The organism is Proteus vulgaris, from assembly GCF_011045815.1.
Lineage (GTDB): Bacteria > Pseudomonadota > Gammaproteobacteria > Enterobacterales > Enterobacteriaceae > Proteus > Proteus vulgaris_B.
In genome coordinates, this window is record NZ_CP047344.1 from 1,483,439 (window position 1) to 1,505,383 (window position 21,945).

At 37.5% G+C, this 21,945-nt stretch carries 21 protein-coding genes and 1 tRNA gene; 11 read left to right on the forward strand and 11 right to left on the reverse strand.

Annotated elements, in window-relative coordinates; all coding sequences use genetic code 11:
• The first annotated feature begins 11 nt into the window (after positions 1–11).
• Genes GTH24_RS06850 through GTH24_RS06865 form a run of 4 tightly spaced genes read left to right on the forward strand, consistent with a single transcriptional unit; the run spans position 12 to position 5,850 of the window.
• Entirely contained in the window at positions 12–410 is a 399-nt protein-coding gene (locus GTH24_RS06850; RefSeq protein WP_156733251.1) for a DUF6950 family protein, read from the forward strand.
• The gene (locus GTH24_RS06855; protein WP_164526132.1) at positions 410–3,349 is read left to right on the forward strand and encodes a phage tail tip protein J-related protein; all 2,940 of its coding nucleotides are present in this window, start codon (positions 410–412) and stop codon (positions 3,347–3,349) included. Before GTH24_RS06850 ends, GTH24_RS06855 begins: the two co-directional genes overlap by 1 nt.
• Positions 3,350–3,352: 3 nt before the next feature.
• The gene (locus GTH24_RS06860; RefSeq protein ID WP_164526133.1) at positions 3,353–4,384 is read left to right on the forward strand and encodes a hypothetical protein; all 1,032 of its coding nucleotides are present in this window, start codon (positions 3,353–3,355) and stop codon (positions 4,382–4,384) included.
• A gap of 35 nt (positions 4,385–4,419) precedes the next feature.
• Positions 4,420–5,850 (forward strand): hypothetical protein, encoded by a 1,431-nt coding sequence (locus tag GTH24_RS06865; protein ID WP_164526134.1) that lies wholly within the window; start codon positions 4,420–4,422, stop codon positions 5,848–5,850.
• Between the two features lie 79 nt (positions 5,851–5,929).
• Here the strand turns inward: GTH24_RS06865 and GTH24_RS06870 are convergent, their stop codons facing one another.
• The 4 genes from GTH24_RS06870 to GTH24_RS06885 all read right to left on the reverse strand — a co-directional run bounded on the left by GTH24_RS06870 (position 5,930) and on the right by GTH24_RS06885 (position 8,494).
• Entirely contained in the window at positions 5,930–6,163 is a 234-nt protein-coding gene (locus GTH24_RS06870) for a DNA polymerase III subunit theta (protein ID WP_164526135.1), read from the reverse strand.
• 178 nt (positions 6,164–6,341) lie between these two features.
• Positions 6,342–6,418, reverse strand: a tRNA-Pro gene (locus tag GTH24_RS06875).
• 85 nt (positions 6,419–6,503) lie between these two features.
• The gene (gene yejM / locus GTH24_RS06880) at positions 6,504–8,240 is read right to left on the reverse strand and encodes an LPS biosynthesis-modulating metalloenzyme YejM (protein WP_164526136.1); all 1,737 of its coding nucleotides are present in this window, start codon (positions 8,238–8,240) and stop codon (positions 6,504–6,506) included.
• A 26-nt stretch (positions 8,241–8,266) separates the two neighbouring features.
• Positions 8,267–8,494, reverse strand: a complete 228-nt coding sequence (locus GTH24_RS06885) for a YejL family protein (RefSeq protein WP_004247042.1) — start codon at positions 8,492–8,494, stop codon at positions 8,267–8,269.
• Between the two features lie 155 nt (positions 8,495–8,649).
• Between GTH24_RS06885 and yejK the strand changes: the two genes are divergently transcribed.
• Positions 8,650–9,654 carry a nucleoid-associated protein YejK gene (yejK, locus tag GTH24_RS06890; protein ID WP_072069947.1) on the forward strand — a complete coding sequence of 335 codons (1,005 nt, stop codon included), beginning with the start codon at positions 8,650–8,652 and terminating at the stop codon, positions 9,652–9,654.
• An 83-nt stretch (positions 9,655–9,737) separates the two neighbouring features.
• Here yejK and rplY read toward each other — a convergent pair whose 3' ends face one another.
• Both rplY and GTH24_RS06900 read right to left on the reverse strand, forming a co-directional pair.
• Positions 9,738–10,022 carry a 50S ribosomal protein L25 gene (gene rplY / locus GTH24_RS06895; RefSeq protein ID WP_006537318.1) on the reverse strand — a complete coding sequence of 95 codons (285 nt, stop codon included), beginning with the start codon at positions 10,020–10,022 and terminating at the stop codon, positions 9,738–9,740.
• Positions 10,023–10,166: 144 nt separating this feature from the next.
• Entirely contained in the window at positions 10,167–11,930 is a 1,764-nt protein-coding gene (locus tag GTH24_RS06900) for a DEAD/DEAH box helicase (RefSeq protein ID WP_164526137.1), read from the reverse strand.
• Positions 11,931–12,123: 193 nt separating this feature from the next.
• Here GTH24_RS06900 and rsuA point away from each other — a divergent pair, with 193 nt between their 5' ends.
• The 3 genes from rsuA to GTH24_RS06915 all read left to right on the forward strand — a co-directional run bounded on the left by rsuA (position 12,124) and on the right by GTH24_RS06915 (position 14,919).
• Complete coding sequence (gene rsuA / locus GTH24_RS06905; protein WP_164526138.1) at positions 12,124–12,828, forward strand: 16S rRNA pseudouridine(516) synthase RsuA; 705 nt, start codon at positions 12,124–12,126, stop codon at positions 12,826–12,828.
• Positions 12,829–12,865: 37 nt separating this feature from the next.
• Entirely contained in the window at positions 12,866–14,050 is a 1,185-nt protein-coding gene (locus GTH24_RS06910; protein ID WP_231619316.1) for a Bcr/CflA family multidrug efflux MFS transporter, read from the forward strand.
• Between the two features lie 521 nt (positions 14,051–14,571).
• Entirely contained in the window at positions 14,572–14,919 is a 348-nt protein-coding gene (locus GTH24_RS06915) for a YejG family protein (RefSeq protein WP_072069943.1), read from the forward strand.
• 125 nt (positions 14,920–15,044) lie between these two features.
• Here GTH24_RS06915 and mepS read toward each other — a convergent pair whose 3' ends face one another.
• The gene (mepS, locus tag GTH24_RS06920) at positions 15,045–15,659 is read right to left on the reverse strand and encodes a bifunctional murein DD-endopeptidase/murein LD-carboxypeptidase (RefSeq protein ID WP_072069942.1); all 615 of its coding nucleotides are present in this window, start codon (positions 15,657–15,659) and stop codon (positions 15,045–15,047) included.
• A gap of 364 nt (positions 15,660–16,023) precedes the next feature.
• The gene (locus tag GTH24_RS06925; protein WP_072069941.1) at positions 16,024–16,731 is read right to left on the reverse strand and encodes a phosphatase PAP2 family protein; all 708 of its coding nucleotides are present in this window, start codon (positions 16,729–16,731) and stop codon (positions 16,024–16,026) included.
• Positions 16,732–17,077: 346 nt separating this feature from the next.
• Between GTH24_RS06925 and GTH24_RS06930 the strand changes: the two genes are divergently transcribed.
• Together GTH24_RS06930 and GTH24_RS06935 are read left to right on the forward strand one after the other, a co-directional pair.
• Positions 17,078–17,389: a hypothetical protein gene (locus GTH24_RS06930; protein WP_164526139.1), complete on the forward strand. Its 312-nt coding sequence runs from the start codon at positions 17,078–17,080 to the stop codon at positions 17,387–17,389.
• Between the two features lie 266 nt (positions 17,390–17,655).
• Entirely contained in the window at positions 17,656–17,985 is a 330-nt protein-coding gene (locus GTH24_RS06935) for a hypothetical protein (RefSeq protein ID WP_072069939.1), read from the forward strand.
• A gap of 141 nt (positions 17,986–18,126) precedes the next feature.
• On the opposite strand, the gene yeiP is transcribed toward GTH24_RS06935, so the two are convergent.
• The 3 genes from yeiP to GTH24_RS06950 all read right to left on the reverse strand — a co-directional run bounded on the left by yeiP (position 18,127) and on the right by GTH24_RS06950 (position 20,789).
• Positions 18,127–18,699 carry an elongation factor P-like protein YeiP gene (gene yeiP / locus GTH24_RS06940; RefSeq protein WP_072069938.1) on the reverse strand — a complete coding sequence of 191 codons (573 nt, stop codon included), beginning with the start codon at positions 18,697–18,699 and terminating at the stop codon, positions 18,127–18,129.
• 141 nt (positions 18,700–18,840) lie between these two features.
• Positions 18,841–20,082 (reverse strand): tryptophan permease, encoded by a 1,242-nt coding sequence (mtr, locus tag GTH24_RS06945; protein ID WP_115351014.1) that lies wholly within the window; start codon positions 20,080–20,082, stop codon positions 18,841–18,843.
• Between the two features lie 290 nt (positions 20,083–20,372).
• On the reverse strand, positions 20,373–20,789 hold the full coding sequence (locus GTH24_RS06950) for a nucleotide triphosphate diphosphatase NUDT15 (protein ID WP_072069936.1): 417 nt from the start codon (positions 20,787–20,789) through the stop codon (positions 20,373–20,375).
• Between the two features lie 186 nt (positions 20,790–20,975).
• Here GTH24_RS06950 and fruK point away from each other — a divergent pair, with 186 nt between their 5' ends.
• On the forward strand, positions 20,976–21,914 hold the full coding sequence (gene fruK, locus GTH24_RS06955; protein WP_072069935.1) for a 1-phosphofructokinase: 939 nt from the start codon (positions 20,976–20,978) through the stop codon (positions 21,912–21,914).
• Positions 21,915–21,945 lie beyond the last annotated feature (31 nt).

Consider the following 21,945-nt stretch of genomic DNA (forward strand, 5'->3'; position numbering starts at 1 on the left):
AAAGGTTATTCATGAAACAACCAAACTGGACACTCCAGTTACCAGAAACCATAAGGGCGGCCATGAGTCGCCCTTTTTCATGGGGTGAATTTGACTGTTGTATTTTTGCCTCTGAATGTATTTACGCACAATGTGGTTTCTCTCCAATAAAACTCTTTCTTGGGCAATACAAAACCAAAGCAGAAGCCTTCAACCTTATCAAATCTAAATTTGGATCACTTGATAAAGCGGTTTCCCACTACTTTAAATCTATTTCTGTTGATTCTGTACAGCGTGGGGATCTTGTCATGTTCAAGGGTGATGACGGGGACAGCATGGCCGTAGTATGGGCGGGTAATTATTGGGGAGTTACTTCTATTGGTGTTAGACCCGTGCAAATTAACCCTATCAAAGCGTGGAGAGTAGAATAATGGGTGGTAATGGTGGATTAATTACAAAAGTGGTTGGCGCTGGGTTGATGATCGCAGGGTTATTCAATGGGGGGATCACCGCACCACTAGGCATCGCGTTAATGTCGGCAGGTATTGCAGTTCAAGTTGCCGGCTCTTTAATATTCAAACCGAAAATTCCCTCAATGGACTATCGTGACACTAGCGAACGCAAGCAAATGTTACGCTCTCCTTCTGCGTCAGAAACCGTCATTGTTGGGAAAACCGTTGCTTCTGGATTACTTTTCTTTGCTGAAGAAGAACCAGGAGAACAAGAGGAAAATGAAAAAATCACACTGGCGCTTGCTTTGGCTGGGCATCCTATCGATAGGGTGGGAAAAATTTGGCTTGGTGATGATCTCATTGAGACTTTTGGTGACAAGGCTTCGTGGGAATTACATAACGATAGAAAAGATGCTGATCCTTTTATGCTAAAAAACTGCCCATCATGGAAAGAGGATATGATTGGGCGAGGTATGGCTTGGTTACGTGTGACACTCACATTTGACCAAGAAAAATTCCCTTATGGTTTACCCAATGTGAAATGTGAAATTTGGGGTAAAGAACTCTTCGATCCGCGTACAGGGGAAACACAATGGTCGAATAATGGCGCTCTAGTTATTCTTGATTATTATAGAGATTATTTAAAGGTTCCTGATAGCGATATTGATTTTGAAAGTTTTAAACAATCTGCGGATTTATGCGATGAAAATGTAAGTAATGCTGAAAATGGCTCGGAGCACCGATACACGTTAAATGGTGCTTATGATCTAAATGAAAGCCCATCTAGCGTATTGGAAGCAATGCATAAATGTATTAATGCGGAGCCTACATTCACGGCAGGAAAACACGGTATTCAAGTTGGTGCCTATTATGGACCAGCATTGAAAACTATTACAGAATCACAACTCATTGATACTGTAACTTGCACCCCTGAAACGGGGCTGAAAGATGCTACTAATGCGGTGTATGGTACTTTTATTGACGCTGAGCAACTCTATACCAAGACAGATTTTACGCCTGTTATTGTCAATGAATGGATAGAAGAGGATGGTTTAGAAATCAGGGAAAACGTTGATTACCGCTTTGTTACCAGTCCTTATCAAGCACAGCGATTAGCTCGACAATACTTGCGCAAAAAGAAAGCCGGTAGACGTGTTCAACTAACAATGAATTTAGATGGTTATGCGTATCGCCCTGGTGAGGTTGTTTTATTAGATTTACCTTCTTTAAATATTAGTGGTCTTGAGTTTCGTATTGCTGAATGGACCTTCCATGCTTTAGACGGTGTCTCTCTGACATTAGAAGAAGATGGTGCTTATCTATATGAGGATGTGATTGGTAAACCTTTTGTTAGACCTCCATTCACCAAACTACCCACCGGTGGCGTTGCAGCACCTATTAATCTGATCTTTGTTCCACTTTCTGTCACAGACATTGTTCAAGGATATATCTCATGGCAGAACGTGGCATCTGATATTCGCTATAACACTGTTAATATTCTCCAAAACGGCAAAGTCATTCAGTCTATTCAAGTACCGGGGGAGCGTGTTGATATAAACGGTTTAACGAGAGGCACTTATCGTGTCGAAGTGAGAGCCATTAATGTCGCTGGTGCTATGTCTGCTCCTGCTATTAGTGATTTTGCTATTCAAGCACCGCCAGCACCGATAGGTGTTGAAATAACGCCAGGTATGTTCAGTTTAACGGCATCACCTAAACAGGGCGATAGTGCTGTTTTTGGTTATACATTTGAGTTTTGGTTTAGTGAGAAAAAACTCGCTAATCTCTCTGAAAATGAAGTGATCACCAAAACAAATAAAGTTGGTCAAGGAAACTTCTGGACGCAGGAGAATTTAAAAGCTGGCCACACTTACTATTTCTATATCCGAACGATCAATAGTTATGGCAAATCCGTATTTGTAGAAGCTTCAGGTATTCCAGTTTCATTGCCAGACGACATATTTGATGATTTAGATAACACAGTTAGAGAAACGGAGGCGTTTAAAGAACTCGATAAAAAGCTTGATTGGAATGCTGAGACAGCGATTATTCTTAGTAACGCCGACTCTCAACTATCACGCAGTTTGTTAGTGAAACACGGTCAATCACAAGCTGGAATCAAAGAGCTATGGCAAGTCCGTGCAACGGATAACGAAGCATGGGCACAGGAAGTTAAGGAAATTTACTCCGCGGTTGGTGATAACACGTCTGCAATTAAAGAAACTCAAACGTCAATTACCAAACTAGATGAGGCTTTTGGTCAGCGATTTACTGAAATTCGTACGGAAATGGATAAGGCTCAAGCCGATATCGTTTCAAACTCTACTGCCATCTCTAACACAAACAAGGCATTTGCTGAAAATAAAACGCAAGTTCAGGCCAAGTTTGATGAGCAGGAAGGTATGATTGAAGAAAAGATGCAAGCCACGTTTGAGCAATCAGGCGACGGCGTTGTCACACACTCAATTAATATCACGATTGTTCATAACAACGTGAAATACAATGCAGCAGGGCAAGTGATTAGTGCCCAAGTTAAGAATGGCAAGCTTGAGTCATTCATTGGCTATAACGCGAATAACTTTGCTTGGTATAACCCAAGCAACGGCAAAATGGAATTGTTCATGTACGTTAAAAATGGCCAGATGTTTATGCGCGAAGCATTTATTAACGAGGCGTGGCTGAATTCCGTTGTTGTTACTGAATACATTAAATCTGGTGATTATGTTCCGGGTAAGAGTGGTTTTTTGATTGATGGGAAAACCAATAATATGGAAATGAATAATGCCATATTTCGCGGTAAGTTGGATATTGGCACCAATAAAACAGGTCAGCGCATCGTTATCACTAATAATCGTATTGCCGTTTATGATGATAAAGGTGTGTTGCGTGTTGAAATAGGGGAAATAACAGGGGTTTAATCAATGTATGGAATGTATATAAAACCTGATCACGGATCCTCTTTCTTATTAGACTCTGAAAAAAATCAACCCATTGGATTTTTATCCAGAATAGATATGCCTTATTCTTTAAGAGAGGGGTGGAAAAGTACGCCTCACAATATTCAGGATATTAATAAATACAATATCATTTTTATTCCACGAATAATGTCGAGAACCTTCAAAACGCAAGGCGCTTATGATTGGGGAAGTTGTAATATCACTAATTATAAAATTGAAGGTAATAATTTTTTATATTATGGCGATAATGGTTCAGACCCAATATGGAAAGACCCAGAAGATGATGCTTGGTCTTCTGATGATCCGTATTTCAGAATGGATATTTACGGTTATTTAAAAGAACGACCTAAATATGATTATGGGATACAGCTTCGTGGAATGAATAATATTTATAACCTTAATTCTGAATTACGAGGTTATTGTGTTTATGCGGAGCTTGTTGGTGTCTCAGGTGGTAAAGAAAATGGCTGGTTTCCACCAAAAGAATTTTTCTTAAATGAAAATAACCCAATGTTATTTGCTAGACCAGAAAAAGATGGCGTAACTTTTTGTTATAACAAAATGAGAGGATTAACGGTTTCTGAAACATGTAAAGTGTATGTTGTAATTTTCAATACCAATCTAAGGTTACAAGCACCTAAATCAGGTGTCGTTATTTATAATGAAAAAAAAGAAATTACTTATACCTCTAAATATAAACCTCTCCATTTAGGGCAATCAACGTGGTTTGACCGAAATAACGGTGGAACCTTTGAGCAATTAAAAAAGCCCATGATATTGCCAGATTCTCACTTTGTTAATTGGGTCGTTAATCGAGGCTATATGGATTATTACCGCACTGGTTATTATTTTATGAGTAATAACAAAGTCGGCATGAGAGATATTTATTATTTGGGTGGTGAGTATGGTGGACCATATGGACCCAGCGGGAGTAATGGCTATAAAACGAATTACGATTTATATGGCATCGAGCTTAGCGACTACTTCAATATTTAATTAATTCTCATTTATACCTCTAGGAAAACTTATTTATGATATACACAACAGGCACTGTTAACACAGTGTCAGGGTCTGCTATTGTCCGAGGAACTGGCACTAGATTTAAAAATAATAATCCGGCAATTAATATCGGAATGACTATTTTAATTAAATCGGGAAACACGAATATTCCGTATATGATTAAATCCGTTAATTCTGATACAGAATTAGTATTGGCACAACCGGCATTAGCCACAGCAACGAACACCACATTCTCAATTCATGTTACTGAGCCCGATAATAATAGTGATGCAGCTAGAACGATGGTTGCAATAAATGCATACACGCAATATTTCCTCGACTCAATGAATACGTGGATGTCACAGACTGGCCAAACAAAAATTGAGATGCCGAACGGTGAGATTGTTACGCTAGATAGCATTAAGAAGATGCAAGGAGATATTGCTAATAAATTTGATAAGACTGGAGGAGAAATAACAGGCGATACCGCAATTAAAGGGTTGCTTCAATCAACGACGGGTAGAGTTAGATCAACAAACGATGGTGCAACTATCAATTTAGAGTGTGATGCATCAGGACCACGAATAACATCTCTATACCCAAATTCGAGTTGGAGTATTCACAAGCTACCAACGTCAAGTGGCACGTTAATGCAACTTGGAGACTGTGGGATAGGTGATAACAATGTAGTGATAAATTACCTCCCGGATATTAATTCTGTAGATTATAAAAACGGCACTATTAGTTTTTTTAACACGAACACAAAAGGTAATTTACCATTTAGTTACGGTTATATACATGCTTTTAATGCTCGCGTAGGAACGGGAATTGTACAAGTTGCATACGAGATTAGTACAGGAAGAAAAATAAATATCGCTGTTCGAGATAATCTAAATAACGCATGGGGTAAGTGGGTTAAATTTTATAACACTGACAATACAACAGTAGATCCTCAAGGTTTCATCAAAAAAGCCTCTCCAATCGTTAATATCAACCACGACGGCACATTCACTACTAACGATGAATCAGAAGGCGCCACTGTTACTCGAATAGCAAAAGGCGAATATCTTATCGAAGGCGTATTAGGTTTTAACTCAGATGCCGGTTGGGGCGGTGTTGATGGGGGTATTGAAATTCCACTCGATATAAATAAACAGCCACTCATTTGGGTTAACTCTGAAGTTAATAAAGACGGTTCTATTCTCGTTAAAACCTATCATCGCACTCATCCTAACGCACCTGACTTTGCTCGTAATGACATTAACGGTTACAGCGATGGCGACCCAATTGATATCCCTGATGGACGTTTTATTTCTGTCCGTGTACAGATGCCAGAGCAATCAATCTATAACGTGAGAATGCGTGAAATGGAAGAAGCACAGAAAGCGGAAGAGGAACGCAGACAAAAGGAAGAGGAGATGAAGAAGCAATTCGGGCTGGGTGAGAATGACGTATTACTTTAATAATCAGGACACCAATAGCGCACCAGAAATTGATAACTGATTGATTACATAACTCGGTCGGTTCCATCGAGCATCGGCACTACTCTGTTTTCAAATACTGCACAGAATTTCCATCAGGCAACTTCTTACTTCTATCACGATAAAACGCTAATCGCTCATTAAAGTACGCTCTCAAATGTGCTGGTTGTTGTCGTTCAACTTCCGAGGCAACAACTGACATATTGAGTCGTTCTTTATATGCGACACCACTTGCGGATAAATCGACATTAATCTTGTCTTTTTCTTCTTGGTGGAGTTCAGCGAGGTTTTTCATTTGATAAGCTCTATTAATGAATTTGAGGGAGATTATAGCATAGGAATATGACAAGAATTGAGCTTTAACGCTGGTAAATCTGATGGGGGTTTTACCAGAGTTTTACCAGAGTTTTACCAGTGGCAAATTTCAGACATAAAAAAACCAACCATAAGCGGTTGGTTTTCTTAAATATTGTTGGTCGGCATGATAGGATTTGAACCTACGACCCCCGACACCCCATGACGGTGCGCTACCAGGCTGCGCTACATGCCGTTTGTGCCCTGTATATTACTGTTTTTAGCTGCTAAAGCAACCCTTTGCTAATTAAGTGACGTAATTTTATACATCACTAATTGTGTTAGCGTTCAATAAAACGTTTTTGTTCGGCAAGAACTTGTAGTAATAATTTTAAGTCAGGTTTTGCAGAACTAATTTCTTTTCCTGATTTATCAAATAAAGCATATCGGCCATGTTTATCTATCAACAAAGTATTGTCTTGTAAAAAGACCACAAATGCTTCGTCATCACCAGTAAAAATCCATGGATGATTACGAGTGCTTGCAAATAAATCCTCACCTTGTGAATAGTTATCCGCAGGGCTAATCACACGTAAAACATGTTGCATTAAGGTTGTCATGATATCTTGATGACTAGTCATTTTATCAATCAACTGTGGTTTCATGTTTGGCCAGTGTATCATTAGAGGCACTTGTGATTGGCTTAAGTTAAAGGTGGTTTTATCAGAAAGCCATTGGTTATTTTGTTGTTTATCACCGTCTTGATGATAGCTAGAAGTGACAACCACAACGGTATTATCGAGTACTTTGGTTTCTTGCAATGTATTAAAAACGCGCTCTAATTGCTGATTTAATGTCATACGTTGAGACGTTTTATTGGTGTGACCATTAATTTGTAAGAAAGAGAACCAAGGTGTTGTTTGGTTATTTTTTATTAGCCAATTGCGCCAGCTATCAATGGTGGCATCGTTATTACCACTGCGTGATGTTGGAATAGAGAAATCTGATAGCACTGCTTGTTTAAACAATGGTGTTTGAAAACCATATGTTGAGAACATTGCTAATTGATAGTTTCGATAACTTAAGGCATCAAATAGTGCAGAGTTTTTTCTGCTACTCAATACACTATCTAAATAAGAAGGTGAGATCCCATAAAATAAACCAAACAACGCCGTATCATTATCAATACCCGATGAATAATGATGGGTAAAATTGAGGTTATTTTGTGCAAATTCTTGCAAGCTTGGTAATTCAGGAACTTCTTCATTACCTAATCCATCAACAACGATGACTAATAGATTATAATAATATGTTTCTTTTGAGTAAATCAATGGTGCAAGAGGGTAGGTAATACCTTGTGCCGCTGGGTTACCTTCACTGAGCACACGTTGTTCATACTCTGATTGGTTAATAAAACCATGGCGCTCAAGGAATTTACGTGCAGTCATCGGATAGGATAATGGTAAATTGGCGCGTTGCATTGTAATCGGGCGATAAAAATTAGCATCAGCCCAAATTGACATAGAGTGAGATAAGACAAAACAAGTAATAAAAACACCCGCTAATGGTTTACCCCATCGCTGACGGTTTAAACTGCGTAATTTTTGCCAACTCCATGTTGCAAAAAGCATCTCAATAAGAAAGATAATAGGAATGCCAATAAAAATAAGTTGCCATTCTCGAGCCATTTCACCTTCATCTGGATTAATGACTAGATCCCAAACAAGTTGAGTCAGATGAAGCTGAAATTGCTGGTAAACAGCCATATCAAAGATAAGGATAGTGAGTCCCGCACTGGCAAGAGCACAAGAGATCACCCTAAGTAGCCGTTGAGATACGACTACAAAGGTAAGTGGAAAAAGAACAAGAATATAGATAGCAAAAACAATAAAACTAAAGTGTCCCATCCAACTTACAATTGCGTAAAAACGACCCGCAAAAGTTGCAGGCCAATCTGAAATAAACAGGTAACGGCTTCCAAGCAATAAGCTTAGAATAATATTAAATAGCGCAAACCAGTGACCCCAACTGATCATTTGGGATACTTTTTCACGATAGGACTGAGGTCTCGTTACCATGTCTATAAATAATTTTTCTATGTTTATTAGTGAATATTGCCTTCATCAATTGAAGCACGCAATGCGTGAACAAAAGAATCAGCAATCAGCATCCGTTGAGCAGGGGCAATACTTGTATTAATTAAGTTTGTCACCATGTTCCCCAACACCATCAAAGAAAGATCTGTAGGAGTATGATGTTTTTCAAGAACGCTGACAAGTTCTGCTAATAACTGCTCAACTTGTTCATCACTATAACGGGATTTTTGTGGCATAAAATCAGAATTCCTACTAAATGAATAAAACGCTATATATTACCGTATTGCTGGGTCTTTTTCCGCTATTAAATTAATTAATTTTCCCTTGATACTGAAAGTGGGGAGTGTTTGAATACGCGCATGAGAAAGTGAAGGAATAAAAGAGGACGACCATGAGTCTAGATATTAGTCAGTTAGTCTTACATCAGCTTATTAAGCGAGATGAGCAGACATTAGAAGTTGTGTTACGCGATTCAGTATTAGAGATTGAACCTGTTGTTCAGGAAATGATTGAAGAGTTGCATCGTGTCTACAGTGCAAAAAATAAAGCTTATGGTCTGTTTAATGAAGAAAGTGAATTAGCGCAAGCATTACGTTTGCAGCGCAAAGGTGAAGAAAACTTTTTAGGCTTTTCGCGTGCCGCCACAGTGAGATTAAAAGATGAATTAGCAAAATACCCCTTTGCAGAAGGGGGAACGGTTCTCTTTTGTCATTATCGTTATTTAGCGGTGGATTACCTTCTAATTGCAGTATTGAGTAGCTGTAATAGTATGTGGGTGAATGACAGTCTTGATGTTTCATCAACACGCTATCTAGATATTCCTCATGCAGATATTATTGCTCGTATTGATTTAACTGAATGGGAAACGGCTCCAGATTCTCTGCGCTATTTAACTTTCTTAAAAGGTCGAGTAGGACGTAAAGTCTCTGACTTTTTTATGGACTTTTTAGGTGCTCAAGAAGGTTTAAACGCTAAAATTCAAAATAAAGGTTTATTACAAGCTGTTGATGACTTTTGTGAAGCTTCTGAAATGGACAAGCAAGCACGCCAGACTTGTCGCGAGCAAGTATATAGTTACTGTAATGAGCAATTACAATCTGGTGAAGAAATTGCCTTAACTGAGCTTGCTGAGGAATTACCGTCTTTGGGTGATCAAAACTTTGTTCAATTTACCGAAGAGAAGGGCTATGAATTAGCTGATACTTTTCCGGCTGATCGCAGTACTTTACGCCAATTGATGAAATATTCTGGTAGTGGCGGTGGATTAACCGTTAATTTTGATGCGAAATTATTGGGTGAAAGAATATTCTGGGATCCAGCAACAGATACACTCACGATCAAGGGTACTCCACCTAATTTACGTGATCAATTACAGCGTAGAGCATCAGAAAAATAATAATCTAGTAGAAACAAATAACGCCACATTAAGTGGCGTTACATGCTCGGCGTCCCGAAAAATAAAGCTCGAAGGGTGGCTTATTAAGCGCGCAGGAAGTCAATATGAGTAATTTTTGGCTTATACTCGTGACGTTGCACTGCTTTAACTTTAACTTTAGTTTCTTTACCATCGATTACCAGGTTAACGAAATCAGAATAGAATTCAGATTTGTGTTCTTGGTTGATCACTTCGTTGTGATCTAAATCGATAGCGATTGGCTCTTCATTTCCGCCATAAACGATAGCAGGAAAACGGTTAGCCACACGCAGGCGGCGGCTCGCACCCTTACCCTGCTCTTTACGTACAGTTGCATTAATAGTTAACATCTTTTTTCTCTTATAAAAAAGAAAGAAAATACATACTTGTTACAGGCGACCCAGCAACAAGCTCGAGATTTGGTTTATCTAAAAATAGATAAAGCGGGGCGCATTTTAACGAAAAAGCCCACTAACAGCAAATATAAATCCAGATTAATATAAGGTATCTGCTTTTCGATAGCGTCCTGTATAGTCAAAAATCTTATTTCTTATCTTCCAAAAATGTTCTTTTTTACCTTTATGGGCGACAATAAAATCAGGATGGCGTAATAAATCGAACTGCTTAATGATATCGTTAGCATTATGCCAAACAAAAGGAACAGCGGGTGCTCGTTGGTGTTCACGTAGAAATTTCAACTCAAAAACTTTACGTTGTGCTGGGGTGGTTAAGCGAAAACGCTCTGATACAGAAGTGCCTTCTTCATCGTAATAATTGATGTCTAACCATTCTCCTTTAACATCATTCCCTGATTGAAATTGCATGCCACCACAGCGCAAAACAAGCGCTCCTTTTAGCTTTAATGCGGCTTTAAGCATATCATCAGGATCAACTAATATTTCATCACAGTGAACACAACGACGCGCGGCAATATCATTTTCTTCATTACAATAAGGGCATAATTTAAAGCGGAAGCGGAATTCACATTGCTGTTTTTGCCCATGTTCATTTAGTTCCCAGCCTTGGCAACGCCGACCATAATGTTCAATAATATCGCCATCAGCATCTATTATTCCCCAAAAAGTATTAGCAAATTGGCAAACAGGACAGAATACTTGTACGGGTTTGCTATTAGGGTTGGGTTTTTTGGTGCCAACTTCAGGAAGATAAATATCATGAGGATTACCCGCATAGTCCAATATCAGACATTCGGTTTTTCCTGCAAATAATCTTAATCCTCGTCCTACAATTTGTTGATATAAGCTGACTGATTCTGTAGGGCGCAAAATAGCAATTAAATCAACATGAGGTGCATCAAAGCCTGTTGTTAGCACGGCGACATTGACCATATAGCGTAACTGTTGCTGTTTAAAACGAGAAATCAGCGTATCTCGTTCATGAGAAGGCGTATCTGCGCTCACTAATGCCGCTTCATCTTGGGGCAAAAGAGAAAGAATTTCCTTTGCATGTTCAACGGTGGCTGCAAATATCATGACGCCACGGCAGTTTTCTGCATATTCAATAATCTGTGAAACAATGTGGGGAGTAATACGTTTTTGTCTTTTTATTTCACGATTAAGATCTTCTTCATTAAATATTCCATTTTGACTTGTTCGGACTTGGCTAAAGTCATATTGCAAAATGGGCATATCTAATCGAGTTGGAGGGACTAGAAAATGATTGCTTATCATATAACGCAATGGTAATTCATAAATACAATCACGGAAAAAACACTCTTCAGTACCTCTAATCATACCGTGATAATGATATTGATAAATCCAACCTGTAGGCAAACGATAAGGTGTTGCAGTTAATCCTAAGATCCGTAATTTGGGATTAATGGATTGTAATTGTTTAATAACTTGTTGATATTGGCTATCTTTAGATAAACTAATACGATGGCATTCATCTATTATAAGAAGCGAAAACATATCATTAAATTGCGATAAATTACGTGCAACAGATTGCACGCTACCAAAAACAACTTTTCTACTACTCTCTTTTTGTTGTAAGCCTGCGGCATAAATATCCGCAGATAGACCATAAGCTTCATATTTGTTATGGTTCTGCTCGACTAATTCTTTTACGTGTGCCAAGACTAAGACACGTCCTCGCGCTCTTTTAGCAAGTTCAGCGATAACTAAACTTTTCCCTGCACCAGTGGGTAAGACTATCACCGCGGGTGTATTGTGTTGGCGAAAATAAGAGATTGTCGCGTTAACGGCGTCAAGTTGATAAGGTCTGAGTGTAAATGCCATAACTCTACATAAGAAATCAAACAGGGCGTCAGCGTAGCATTTTTTTATAGATAGCGCGAATAAGGTAAGTGTTGCTTGATAAGTAAAGGATGTAATAGTTTATTTATAAATTAATTAGTTGTTTTATTGTTAATATTCATTTTTAATAGATACCTCATATCAGATGGTATTCATCCATTTTTCAGAGAAATTCATGCGATTAGATAAATTTTTATCCCAGCAATTGGGGATTAGCCGTAGCTTGATACTTCGTGAGTTAAGAGCTGGGCTTGTAACAATTGATGGTGAAATGGTGAAAAGCGGCTCGACCAAAATAGCACCAGAACAAGAAGTGGCTTATAACGGTAATGTGTTAACTCAAATTTTAGGGCCCCGTTATTTTATGTTGAATAAGCCCATTGGCTACGTGTGTTCAACAGATGATCCAGTTAATCCAACTATCCTTTATTTTATTGATGAGCCTCTGGCATATAAATTACATGCTGCTGGGCGTTTAGATATTGATACAACGGGGCTTGTATTATTGACTGATAATGGTCAATGGTCACATCGTATTACAGCGCCAAAACATCATTGTGAAAAAACATATCATGTCATATTGGAAGAGCCGATTGCTGAAGGTGTCGCTGAAAAGTTCCAAAAAGGTGTGCAACTGAATGGCGAAAAAGATCTGACTAAACCCGCCAAATTAGAAATTATTACACCTACAGAAGTGAAACTCACAATTAGTGAAGGTAAATATCATCAAGTAAAACGTATGTTTGCAGCTGTAGGTAATCATGTCAGCGCATTACATCGTGAGCGTATTGGGGATATTACATTAGATGAAACTTTAGCTGAGGGCGAATATCGTCCATTAACAGAAGAAGAGATCAACAGCATTCATTTACCTCAATAATTATTATCTGTCCTGTCGTTTTTGGGAGTTTATTTGCGTGCAACAGCAACGTTCGTCGTACCTTAGTCTCATTTTAATATTGGGACTTATTTCCATGCTTATGCCATTGGCTATAGATATGTATTTGCCAAGCTTACCTACTATTGCGCAAGATTTTGGTGTGCCTAGCGGTAAAGTGCAAATGACATTAAGTATCTATATTTTTGGTTTTGCTATTGGGCAATTAGTTTATGGTCCTATGGCGGATAGTTTGGGACGTAAGCCTGTCATTTTGGGCGGTGTGATTGTTTTTGCTTTTGCCTCTAGTGCATGTGCATTATCTGAATCTATTGATATGCTAATTGGTATGCGTTTTCTCCATGGCTTTGCGGCAGCCGCTGCGAGTGTGGTTATTAATGCATTAATGAGAGATATGTTCTCTAGAGATGATTTCTCTAGAAGTATGTCTTTCGTTGCATTAGTGATGACGATTGCGCCTTTATTAGCACCATTACTGGGTGCTTGGGTGATGAATTGGTTTTCATGGCATGCTATTTTTTGGAGTATTGCGATAGCCGCTGTGATTGCAGGTGCATTAATTGCGTTTTATATTCCTGAAACCTTACCCAAAGAGCGTCGTCAGCGCTTTAGCTTAAGAGTAACATTTAGCCAATTTATTAGTTTATTTAGAACTCGTCGTGTTCTTTGTTATATTCTGGCATCCGGTTTTTCTTTTGCCGGCATGTTCTCATTTCTGAGTGCAGGGCCTTTTGTTTATATCGAATTACACGGTATCCCATTCGATCAATTTGGCTTGTACTTTGGTTTTAATATTATCTTTTTAATTATCATGACAAGCATAAATGGGCGATATGTTCGTCGATTTGGTGCGTTGAAGATGTTGCGTTTAGGGCTAACTATTCAATGTATTATGGGGATCTTTTTACTATTAGTTGTTGCCCTTAATTTACATTTCTATTATCTCGTTGTGGGAGTAGCGATGTATGTTGGTGGTATTGCAATGATCACATCAAACGCTATGGCTGTTATCCTTGATGATTATCCTCATATGGCAGGGACGGTTTCTTCTTTGGCAGGAACTGTGCGTTTTGGTGTTGGGGCTTTAGTTGGAACGGCTATTGCTATGTTTCCAGCAAAATCAGAATGGCCAATGGTAAGTGCTATGGCTTTTTGTGTGCTATTTGCTATGGGCTTTATTTTACTTGCACGTCGTTACAAATAAGAATATCACGCTATAAATAAGAGATATTTATAGCGTGCTTCTCCTTTTTCTCCTTTACTCCCACTGAATAAGCCACATTTTCCTCTGCTGTACTTTATGAATCGTTTCAAATTAGTATGCTTTTTTGATTTGAATCAATACTCAATGTTGTTGTTTTGTTAAATTAAGTGAAATTTATTTTAATAATCATCTATTATTGTTTTGTTGGTATGAAGCATAGTGATAAAAATTGATGAATTGTTTTACTTGAATGCGTAATATTTTATACAATTATTTTATATAGTTGATAAAATGTTAAAAAAATGAAAGAATAATTGAAGAGATTAATCATCGTAGAAATGAATACGTACAAACACTAAACTAGATAAATGGTTTGATACGTCTCTTCGCTTTTTTTGTAAAATAATTGTAATAATTATGTTTTATGATTAGCAAGGTTTTAATATGACGTGTGAGCAAGTCAGTTCAAACTCGTATTGATGATGTATTAAATTAACGTGTTGATGAAACAGGATTGATTTGTGGATAATGTACAACTTTCGGTAGTTCATAAGCTGCCGCTGAGTTATCGGTGGCTAGCAGGCTTTGCAGGTACAAGAGTAGAGATACTGCCTGAAAATGATGCTGGAAAGCAAAATACACTGATTGGCTTAAAATTATTAAGTCATGATGGTATGACACTGGATGAAGCAATACAGAATTTGCGTCAGTATCTGAGTAATCTCCATATTGATAGTGTTGTGATCGAGTGGGATGGCGTGCCATGCCTTTTCTTATGTAGTGATGATGAATGTGCTGCGTTGTGTTGCTTGAAGAATGCAGGTGTTGCCATTGCTGAGCCTTTTCCAACGGCGTACTCTTATTTATAACATTACCTATCATTATAAAACTGACGTGATGATTGTGTGATTTACAAAATGATTAAAGAACACAAAAAAGCCTCATTTATTTGATAATGAGGCTTTTTATTTGCAATAAGATATAAGGGAATTAGTTATCTTAATACACTTTTTGAAAAGTTGTTCTCAGCAAGGGTTGCATCATTATTTTCTATAACACGTCTTGCCGCGTAAAAACGTTTATTCCAGTAGACATTAGACATTTCTGACACCGTCACCCCGTTGCTGGTGGATGCGTGTACAAATTTATCATTTCCTATATAAATACCAACATGGCGCATAGTACGGCCTGTCTTAAATAGAACTAAATCACCTGCTTGTAATTTTGATTTGTTAACCTGAGTACCTGAGAATTGTTGGTCTGAGGTTGAGCGAGGTAGTTCTACACCGAATTGGTCAAGGAAGGTTCTTTGTACAAAGGCAGAGCAATCGATGCCTTTTTTAGTATCTCCACCTAAGCGATAAGCGACGCCTTTCCAGTCTGCATATTGGTCAAGTATCTTAGATTTTATATCGAGATTCTTCACCAATGATTCAAATTCATCTTGAGATGCTTGGGAAATAGAAGTGCTTGATGATGTATTAAGTGGGGTAGTGCTTGAATTCGCTAAGCGTGAATTTGCGTTCTGTGAGCTACAGGCCGATAGCGTAGCTACAACAATGAACGCCGGTATGAGCTTAAGCATTCTCATATACGGTTTTGTTCTCATTGTGACAGATTTCCCTTACATCCTTACGTGCAGAAGTGCACCTGAATTATTCACCAAATAACCAGAGAATATAGTGTAATTTAACTCTGGCAACCCTATTTCGCGAAAAACGTGCTCTAAAGCACGTAAATATCCACATTAAACAATAAATAATGAGGAAACCAGAAAAGTGTACAGAAAGAGGCGTTAAATGGCGAGAGAAAAGAGGTTTAATTTACAAAACATTAGATAATAAAGTGCTAATACTTAAAATAGATCTCATTTGTCATCATAATATCATTCAAATGTCAAAAAATGACCAAAAGAATAAGTGCCATTATGTTTGCACTTATTCTTTTTTAATTAATCTGAGGTGTTTTTTCTTTTATTTTTTAAAAGGAAGATATTTTTCTAATTGTCTGACAATAACATCCGATAATGGTGTGATTAATAACCAACTTGTTGTGATTAAAGTTAAAGAAATAGAACCAACTAATATATCAGAAGCCCAATGTGCGCCAGCCATTACTCGCGGTAATGCGAACACAACGGTAATAAGCAGTGCCCATAAGAAAGCGCGGAATGAAAGATAACGTAATATAAAGCTACAAAAGATAAGTAACATTAAGCCATGATCGCCAGGAAAGCTGTCACCAGAGGCATCTTTTGTTGGAATGCCAGTCACAACTCCCACTCTATGTGCATCTTGAAAATAAAGTGTTGGGCTGGGTCTTTCTATTGGAATATTTTGTCCAATTTGATTAATCAGTACAGCGCTGATTACCATCACTAATCCTACAATTATAAGATGGCGTTTACCGTTATAATCTTTTTGACGAAAAGTATTGTAATAAAGTACGCCCATAGCTAACAAAATGACTAAATCAAATTTTCTATTATTAACGTAAGCAACAAAAGTCGCGAAAAAAGTATCAGGCAAAATATGTTGATTAAAATAATAAAAAATATGGGTGTCTATTGATAGCCAAAATCCATGTTGTGCTGGAAGATACCAAGAGAGGAAAATAATGATGCTCACAAGGTTAAGTAGAAAAATAGCGAGAGCTTTTTGGTGAAAATTAGAAAGTTTCATAATAATTAAATAACAAATTTCACATTTTTTTGGTGATCTAGATCACAATAAATTTAAGTTTGATTATAGGACTATAGTCAAAATAAAAAAATATATCTTTGCAATTTATTGCTTGGATAAATGTTACCTATTTATTTCATTTTTGTTATCCCTATTCGTTCTCACTTAACTTAAATTTATAGTGTTTTTTTTTGGTAGTCTTAATTTGAGCATTCTATAATTTTTTTCTATTCTTTTATTAAAGATAAAAATTAAATAAATAAAGTAACAAGCCGATATTAGTTATGACTTTAATAACATATTGGCTTGTCAGATTTCTACGCACAATAATCAGAGGAGATCAGTTTTGAAGAAGCTTTATATTGCAGCTATGTGCTTACCTTTATTATTAAGTGCACCTTCTTTTGGTAAGGAAAATAAAGTTATAGGCTCCGGAATAATCACTTTTGTTGGTGCGATTGTTGAAGGTAATTGTTTAATGGATACAGATAAAAACACTTTTAAAACAAAGTGTTGGAATGGCAGTGAAATGCAGGAATCTCAATATCAGTTAGAAAGGAATAAACAATTTAGCTCGAAATTGATTAACAACAAAGGTTCTATGGATATTAAGTGGATTAATGACAATTTAGCTATAATGAATATTGTTTATAATTAATTACACAAGAATAGAATAATAACAATAATTGTATTTATTAAATAAAATTTTAATGATTTTATAAAACAGTTATTAAAGTTACAAATATTTGACTTAAGTTTGATCAACGTTGATTTCTTATTTATAAATACCGAACAATTATATTTGATAGACATCAAATATTCTTCTTATGTCTATATGAATGTCATATTTTATTGCTATGATGAAAATATGTCGGGTGGGTGTGATCCTCATACCTACTAGCGCAAACAAGAAGTGAGGTCGTTATGAGAAAATATCTGACCGTAGTATGCAGTCTTCTCGTTTCCAGTTCGATATCATTAGCTTGGGCATCTGATCCCATTCAAACAACAGGGCAGATTTATCTGCGGGGTGCGATTGTTGATCCTGCATGTGAAATGAATTTCACTTTAGATAAAGCTGAATATCAGTGTTACAAACACAACAAAGTGTTTACATCTACTCAATCCATTGTTCCTGCTTCTTTTGATAAATCCCAACAAATAATAATTTTGCCTCAAGATATGGGCAAAGCTGAGATCCGTTGGATGGATAATACGCAAAAAAATGGTGTTATTGACGTTCAATACTTTTAAAGCATCAATGGGTTGTAGAGAAAAGTAACCAAGATAAACAAGTCAAATAATCGTTTGTCACATTGGGTTTCTTACGATTATCTGACCTATTTAGAGCAACATTAGCAATACGCTAATGAGTAGATGTTTTGACTATTAATTTTAGTCAGCTCGTCCCATATAGCGACGTTCAGCAATATGGATACGCACTTTATCGCCAGTAGAAAGATACTCAGGGACCTGAATAACTAATCCTGTAGGTAATGTTGCTGGTTTAGTACGCGCACTTGCTGACGCACCTTTAATACCTGGAACAGTTTCAACAATTTCCATATCAACAGTTTGTGGCAGTTCTAATGCTAAAACCTGACCATCCATTGTTAATACTTGCATTCCCGCTAAGCCTTCCTCAGGAATAAACAGTAATTCGTCTTCGATTTGATCTTTTTTGAAGGTATAAGGAGTGTAATCTTCGTTGTCCATAAAGATATACTCATCACCATCAATGTAAGAAAAGCTAACAGCACGACGAGTTAAGTTGATGGTATCAACCATATCATCGCCTTTAAAACGCTCTTCTACTTTTTGGCCTGTACGAATATCGGTAAAACGCATTTTATACAGAGTACTTGCGCCTCGAGCACTGGGTGCTTGAATGTCGATATCTTTTACCAGTAATAATTTGTTGTTATAACTAACAGCCATACCACGTTTAATTTCATTGGCTTTTGCCATATAAAACCTTCCATTAAATAACATTGACGATAATGGCGACAAAATTACTCGCAGTGCAGAAACTTGGCAAGTTATTCACGCAATTTTTTATAAGATTTGATGAAAAAATAAAGCCAGCAATGCTGGCTTTTAGTGAAGTGATTAGCGGTAGATAGGAAGAAGATTAAAGTTTGCTAAAATATGTGCGCTAGCATTGACGATACCGAATAAAATAACAAATCCAATCATAAACATACCACCAGGCGCTTTAAAACTCTGACCTTGATGGCGTTGGCGACTGGCCTTTGCCATTAAGGCTGGAATAATTGCTGCCCAAATAGTCGCTGCGAGTCCTGCAAATCCAATAGCATATAAGAAACCATCAGGAAAAATAATGGCTAAAATAGTCGGTGGTATAAATGTCACTAGTGCAGATTTAAATCGACCACTTCCTGTATTGGAAAATTTAAAGAAGTCCGCTAAGTAATCGAATAATCCTAATGAAACTCCTAAGAATGAGCTTGCTAATGCCATATAAGAGAACAAATCTAGTAACAGTGATACAGTAGTATTGGCCGTTGTTGAACGCATTTGTGCTAGTAAATTACCAATATTCCCACCATCAGCAATGACTTGCTTGAATCCTTCACGAGGAATATTACCTTGTACAACAAACTGCCATAAAATATAAATTGCTAGTGAAATCAGTGTACCAATCAACAAGCTTTTCATGACGGCTTTGCCATCTTTACGGTAATACGTTACTAAGCCTGGGATATTGCCATGATAACCAAATGAGGTCAGTAAGTAAGGGAGTGCGGCTAAAGCATAGGGTAAATAACTCGCATTACTTTCATTTGTATTAAACAACACAGGCATTTTTACTTCTGTAAATAATCCACCAATGGCTAATACAAAGGCAATTACCATCCCGCCAATTAAAATGGTGCTTAATCTATCCACTGCGCGCGTTGATAACCAAACAAAGAAAGCAACAATTAATGCAAAGACTAAGCCCGCAATAGCTTGCGATACACTGATGATGCCTGCAAAATTTTGTACGATAATGGAGCTACCCGCAGAAATATAAGCGTAAGTTAAAATATAAAGAACAAACGCAATGGAAAGCCCATTAATAGTGCTCCAGCCTTTTCCTAATAGATCTTTAGTGATGGTGTGAAAACTTGAACCTAGAGGATAATGAAGATTCACTTCTAAGATCATTAATCCCGACATAAATAGGCAAAACCAAGTATAAATTAATAGAAAAATAGACCCGGTAAACCAGACACCGGAAGTCACAATCGGAATGGAAAACATGCCTGCACCGACAGCGGTGCCTGCAATGATCATTGCGCCACCAAGTATGGACGGACGCTTTGTTATTGATGTGACTTCTGACATAAGATGTCCTTATTAAATTGACTCAATGTACTAGCTTGATGGTGTAAAGAATACACGTTTGTATTCAGAGTGTAAATAGAGGTTATTGTGCTTTATAAAAGAAAAAAGTGAGTGAAAATAATACAGTAGAAGGAGGCGATTATATAAATCAATAGATTAGTGTAAGCATTATCAGAAATGATAAAGAAATCGAGAATTAAATAAGTAGTTTTTTAAGCAAGATTAAACGTTGAAACCATTATTCTGAACAAAAAACATTCAGAATAATGAAGGTGATAGATGGGTTACAATTAGCTTTGGTAAAACTGTTTGTTTTTCCATAATGCAATGGAATTACGGCTGGCTTCAAAATGAGGTTCAGGTAAATCATTCGGTGAACACCAGCGGATCTCAGAACATTTGTCTGGCTCCATTAATTTAGGCTCATCGCCTTGGTATTGTGCAATCATGCAAATAGAAACAGTGTGTTTACCTTCTAATTGGTAAGTTTCTAAATTATTACTAATGCCAATTACTTTAGGTGATGTAATAGCTATGCCAATTTCTTCTTTTATTTCGCGAATGGCGCATTGTTCAAAGGTTTCACCATCATCGACATGACCACCAAAAATTGACCAATAAGGTGCGTGTGTTCCACAGCGTTTTCCTAATAAGACTTCACCTTTTTCATTTACAATAATCACGCCAACACCGACCACGACTGACATTCTAAGCTCCTTATTTTTTATATAGTTATTGATAACGGATAGATAAGTCATTTTTTATGAGCATTATTGTCCTTGGAGAAGAGTGAGAGTCAAGAAGAACCGATGCAATTTCACTGAACTTAAGGTTAATTAATGCTATATATAGCCCCTAAATATTCATAATAAAAACGATTGGAGAGTAAAGGCATGAGTCGCCGTGTCGCTACGATCACTTTAAACCCTGCCTATGATCTTGTTGGTGCTTGCTCCGCAATTGACGTAGGTGGTGTTAATTTAGTCCGAACAGCTGGGCTTAATCCCGCGGGGAAAGGTAATAATGTCGCGAAAGTCTTACGTGATTTAGGGGTAGATATTACTGTCAGCGGATTTATGGGACGCGAAAATCAAGAAGAGTTTCAGCATTTTTTTAGTGAAAATGGGATGGCTAACCGCTTTTATCTGGTATCTGGCCGTACACGCATTAATGTGAAATTGACTGAGGGAAAAGGGCTGGTTACTGATTTTAATTTTTCAGGGTTTACGGTATCACCACAAGATTGGCAGCGCTTTGCAACAGACTCACTTAATTGGCTGGGGCATTTTGATATGGTAGTTGTTAGTGGCAGCCTACCTAATGGTGTTGACCCTGAAGCCTTTACACAGTGGATGATTAAATTAAGACAGTTGTGTCCTTGTATTATTTTTGATAGTAGTCGTGATGCACTAGTGGCGGGGTTAAAAGCCGCACCTTGGTTAATAAAACCAAACCATCGGGAGTTAGAAGCCTGGGTTGGACATTCACTGACTGAAATGACAGATATTATTAAAGCAGCGCATCAATTGAGGGATAAAGGCATTGCACATGTTGTTATTTCATTAGGTGAAAGGGGAGCATTATGGGTAAATGCTTCTGGTGCTTGGCTAGCTAAACCACCGTATTGTGATGTAGTAAGCACTGTGGGAGCCGGTGATTCAATGGTTGCAGGATTAGTTTACGGTTTATTAATGAGCCAAACTAGCGAACATACGCTGCGTTTAGCAACGGCCATTTCTGCGTTATCTGTGAGTCAGCCTGATGTAGGAATTAAAGATAGAAGCCAACTTGCTCAGATGATGACTAAAATTGAATTAACACCAATTAAATAATGCCATTTGCGGTTTATTTTGGGATAAACCG

Excerpts from the sequence above, each read along its gene's own strand:
- rplY (WP_006537318.1), bottom strand. The coding sequence starts at position 10,022 with ATGTTAACTATTAATGCAACTGTACGTAAAGAGCAGGGTAAGGGTGCG.
- mtr (WP_115351014.1), bottom strand. The coding sequence starts at position 20,082 with ATGTCAGAAGTCACATCAATAACAAAGCGTCCGTCCATACTTGGTGGC.
- GTH24_RS06935 (WP_072069939.1), top strand. The coding sequence starts at position 17,656 with ATGAGAAAATATCTGACCGTAGTATGCAGTCTTCTCGTTTCCAGTTCG.
- yejM (WP_164526136.1), bottom strand. The coding sequence starts at position 8,240 with ATGGTAACGAGACCTCAGTCCTATCGTGAAAAAGTATCCCAAATGATC.
- GTH24_RS06870 (WP_164526135.1), bottom strand. The coding sequence starts at position 6,163 with ATGAAAAACCTCGCTGAACTCCACCAAGAAGAAAAAGACAAGATTAAT.
- GTH24_RS06850 (WP_156733251.1), top strand. The coding sequence starts at position 12 with ATGAAACAACCAAACTGGACACTCCAGTTACCAGAAACCATAAGGGCG.
- GTH24_RS06950 (WP_072069936.1), bottom strand. The coding sequence starts at position 20,789 with ATGTCAGTCGTGGTCGGTGTTGGCGTGATTATTGTAAATGAAAAAGGT.
- yeiP (WP_072069938.1), bottom strand. The coding sequence starts at position 18,699 with ATGGCAAAAGCCAATGAAATTAAACGTGGTATGGCTGTTAGTTATAAC.
- GTH24_RS06865 (WP_164526134.1), top strand. The coding sequence starts at position 4,420 with ATGATATACACAACAGGCACTGTTAACACAGTGTCAGGGTCTGCTATT.
- mepS (WP_072069942.1), bottom strand. The coding sequence starts at position 15,659 with ATGAGAACAAAACCGTATATGAGAATGCTTAAGCTCATACCGGCGTTC.
- rsuA (WP_164526138.1), top strand. The coding sequence starts at position 12,124 with ATGCGATTAGATAAATTTTTATCCCAGCAATTGGGGATTAGCCGTAGC.
- GTH24_RS06900 (WP_164526137.1), bottom strand. The coding sequence starts at position 11,930 with ATGGCATTTACACTCAGACCTTATCAACTTGACGCCGTTAACGCGACA.
- GTH24_RS06860 (WP_164526133.1), top strand. The coding sequence starts at position 3,353 with ATGTATGGAATGTATATAAAACCTGATCACGGATCCTCTTTCTTATTA.
- GTH24_RS06855 (WP_164526132.1), top strand. The coding sequence starts at position 410 with ATGGGTGGTAATGGTGGATTAATTACAAAAGTGGTTGGCGCTGGGTTG.
- GTH24_RS06925 (WP_072069941.1), bottom strand. The coding sequence starts at position 16,731 with ATGAAACTTTCTAATTTTCACCAAAAAGCTCTCGCTATTTTTCTACTT.
- fruK (WP_072069935.1), top strand. The coding sequence starts at position 20,976 with ATGAGTCGCCGTGTCGCTACGATCACTTTAAACCCTGCCTATGATCTT.
- yejK (WP_072069947.1), top strand. The coding sequence starts at position 8,650 with ATGAGTCTAGATATTAGTCAGTTAGTCTTACATCAGCTTATTAAGCGA.
- GTH24_RS06885 (WP_004247042.1), bottom strand. The coding sequence starts at position 8,494 with ATGCCACAAAAATCCCGTTATAGTGATGAACAAGTTGAGCAGTTATTA.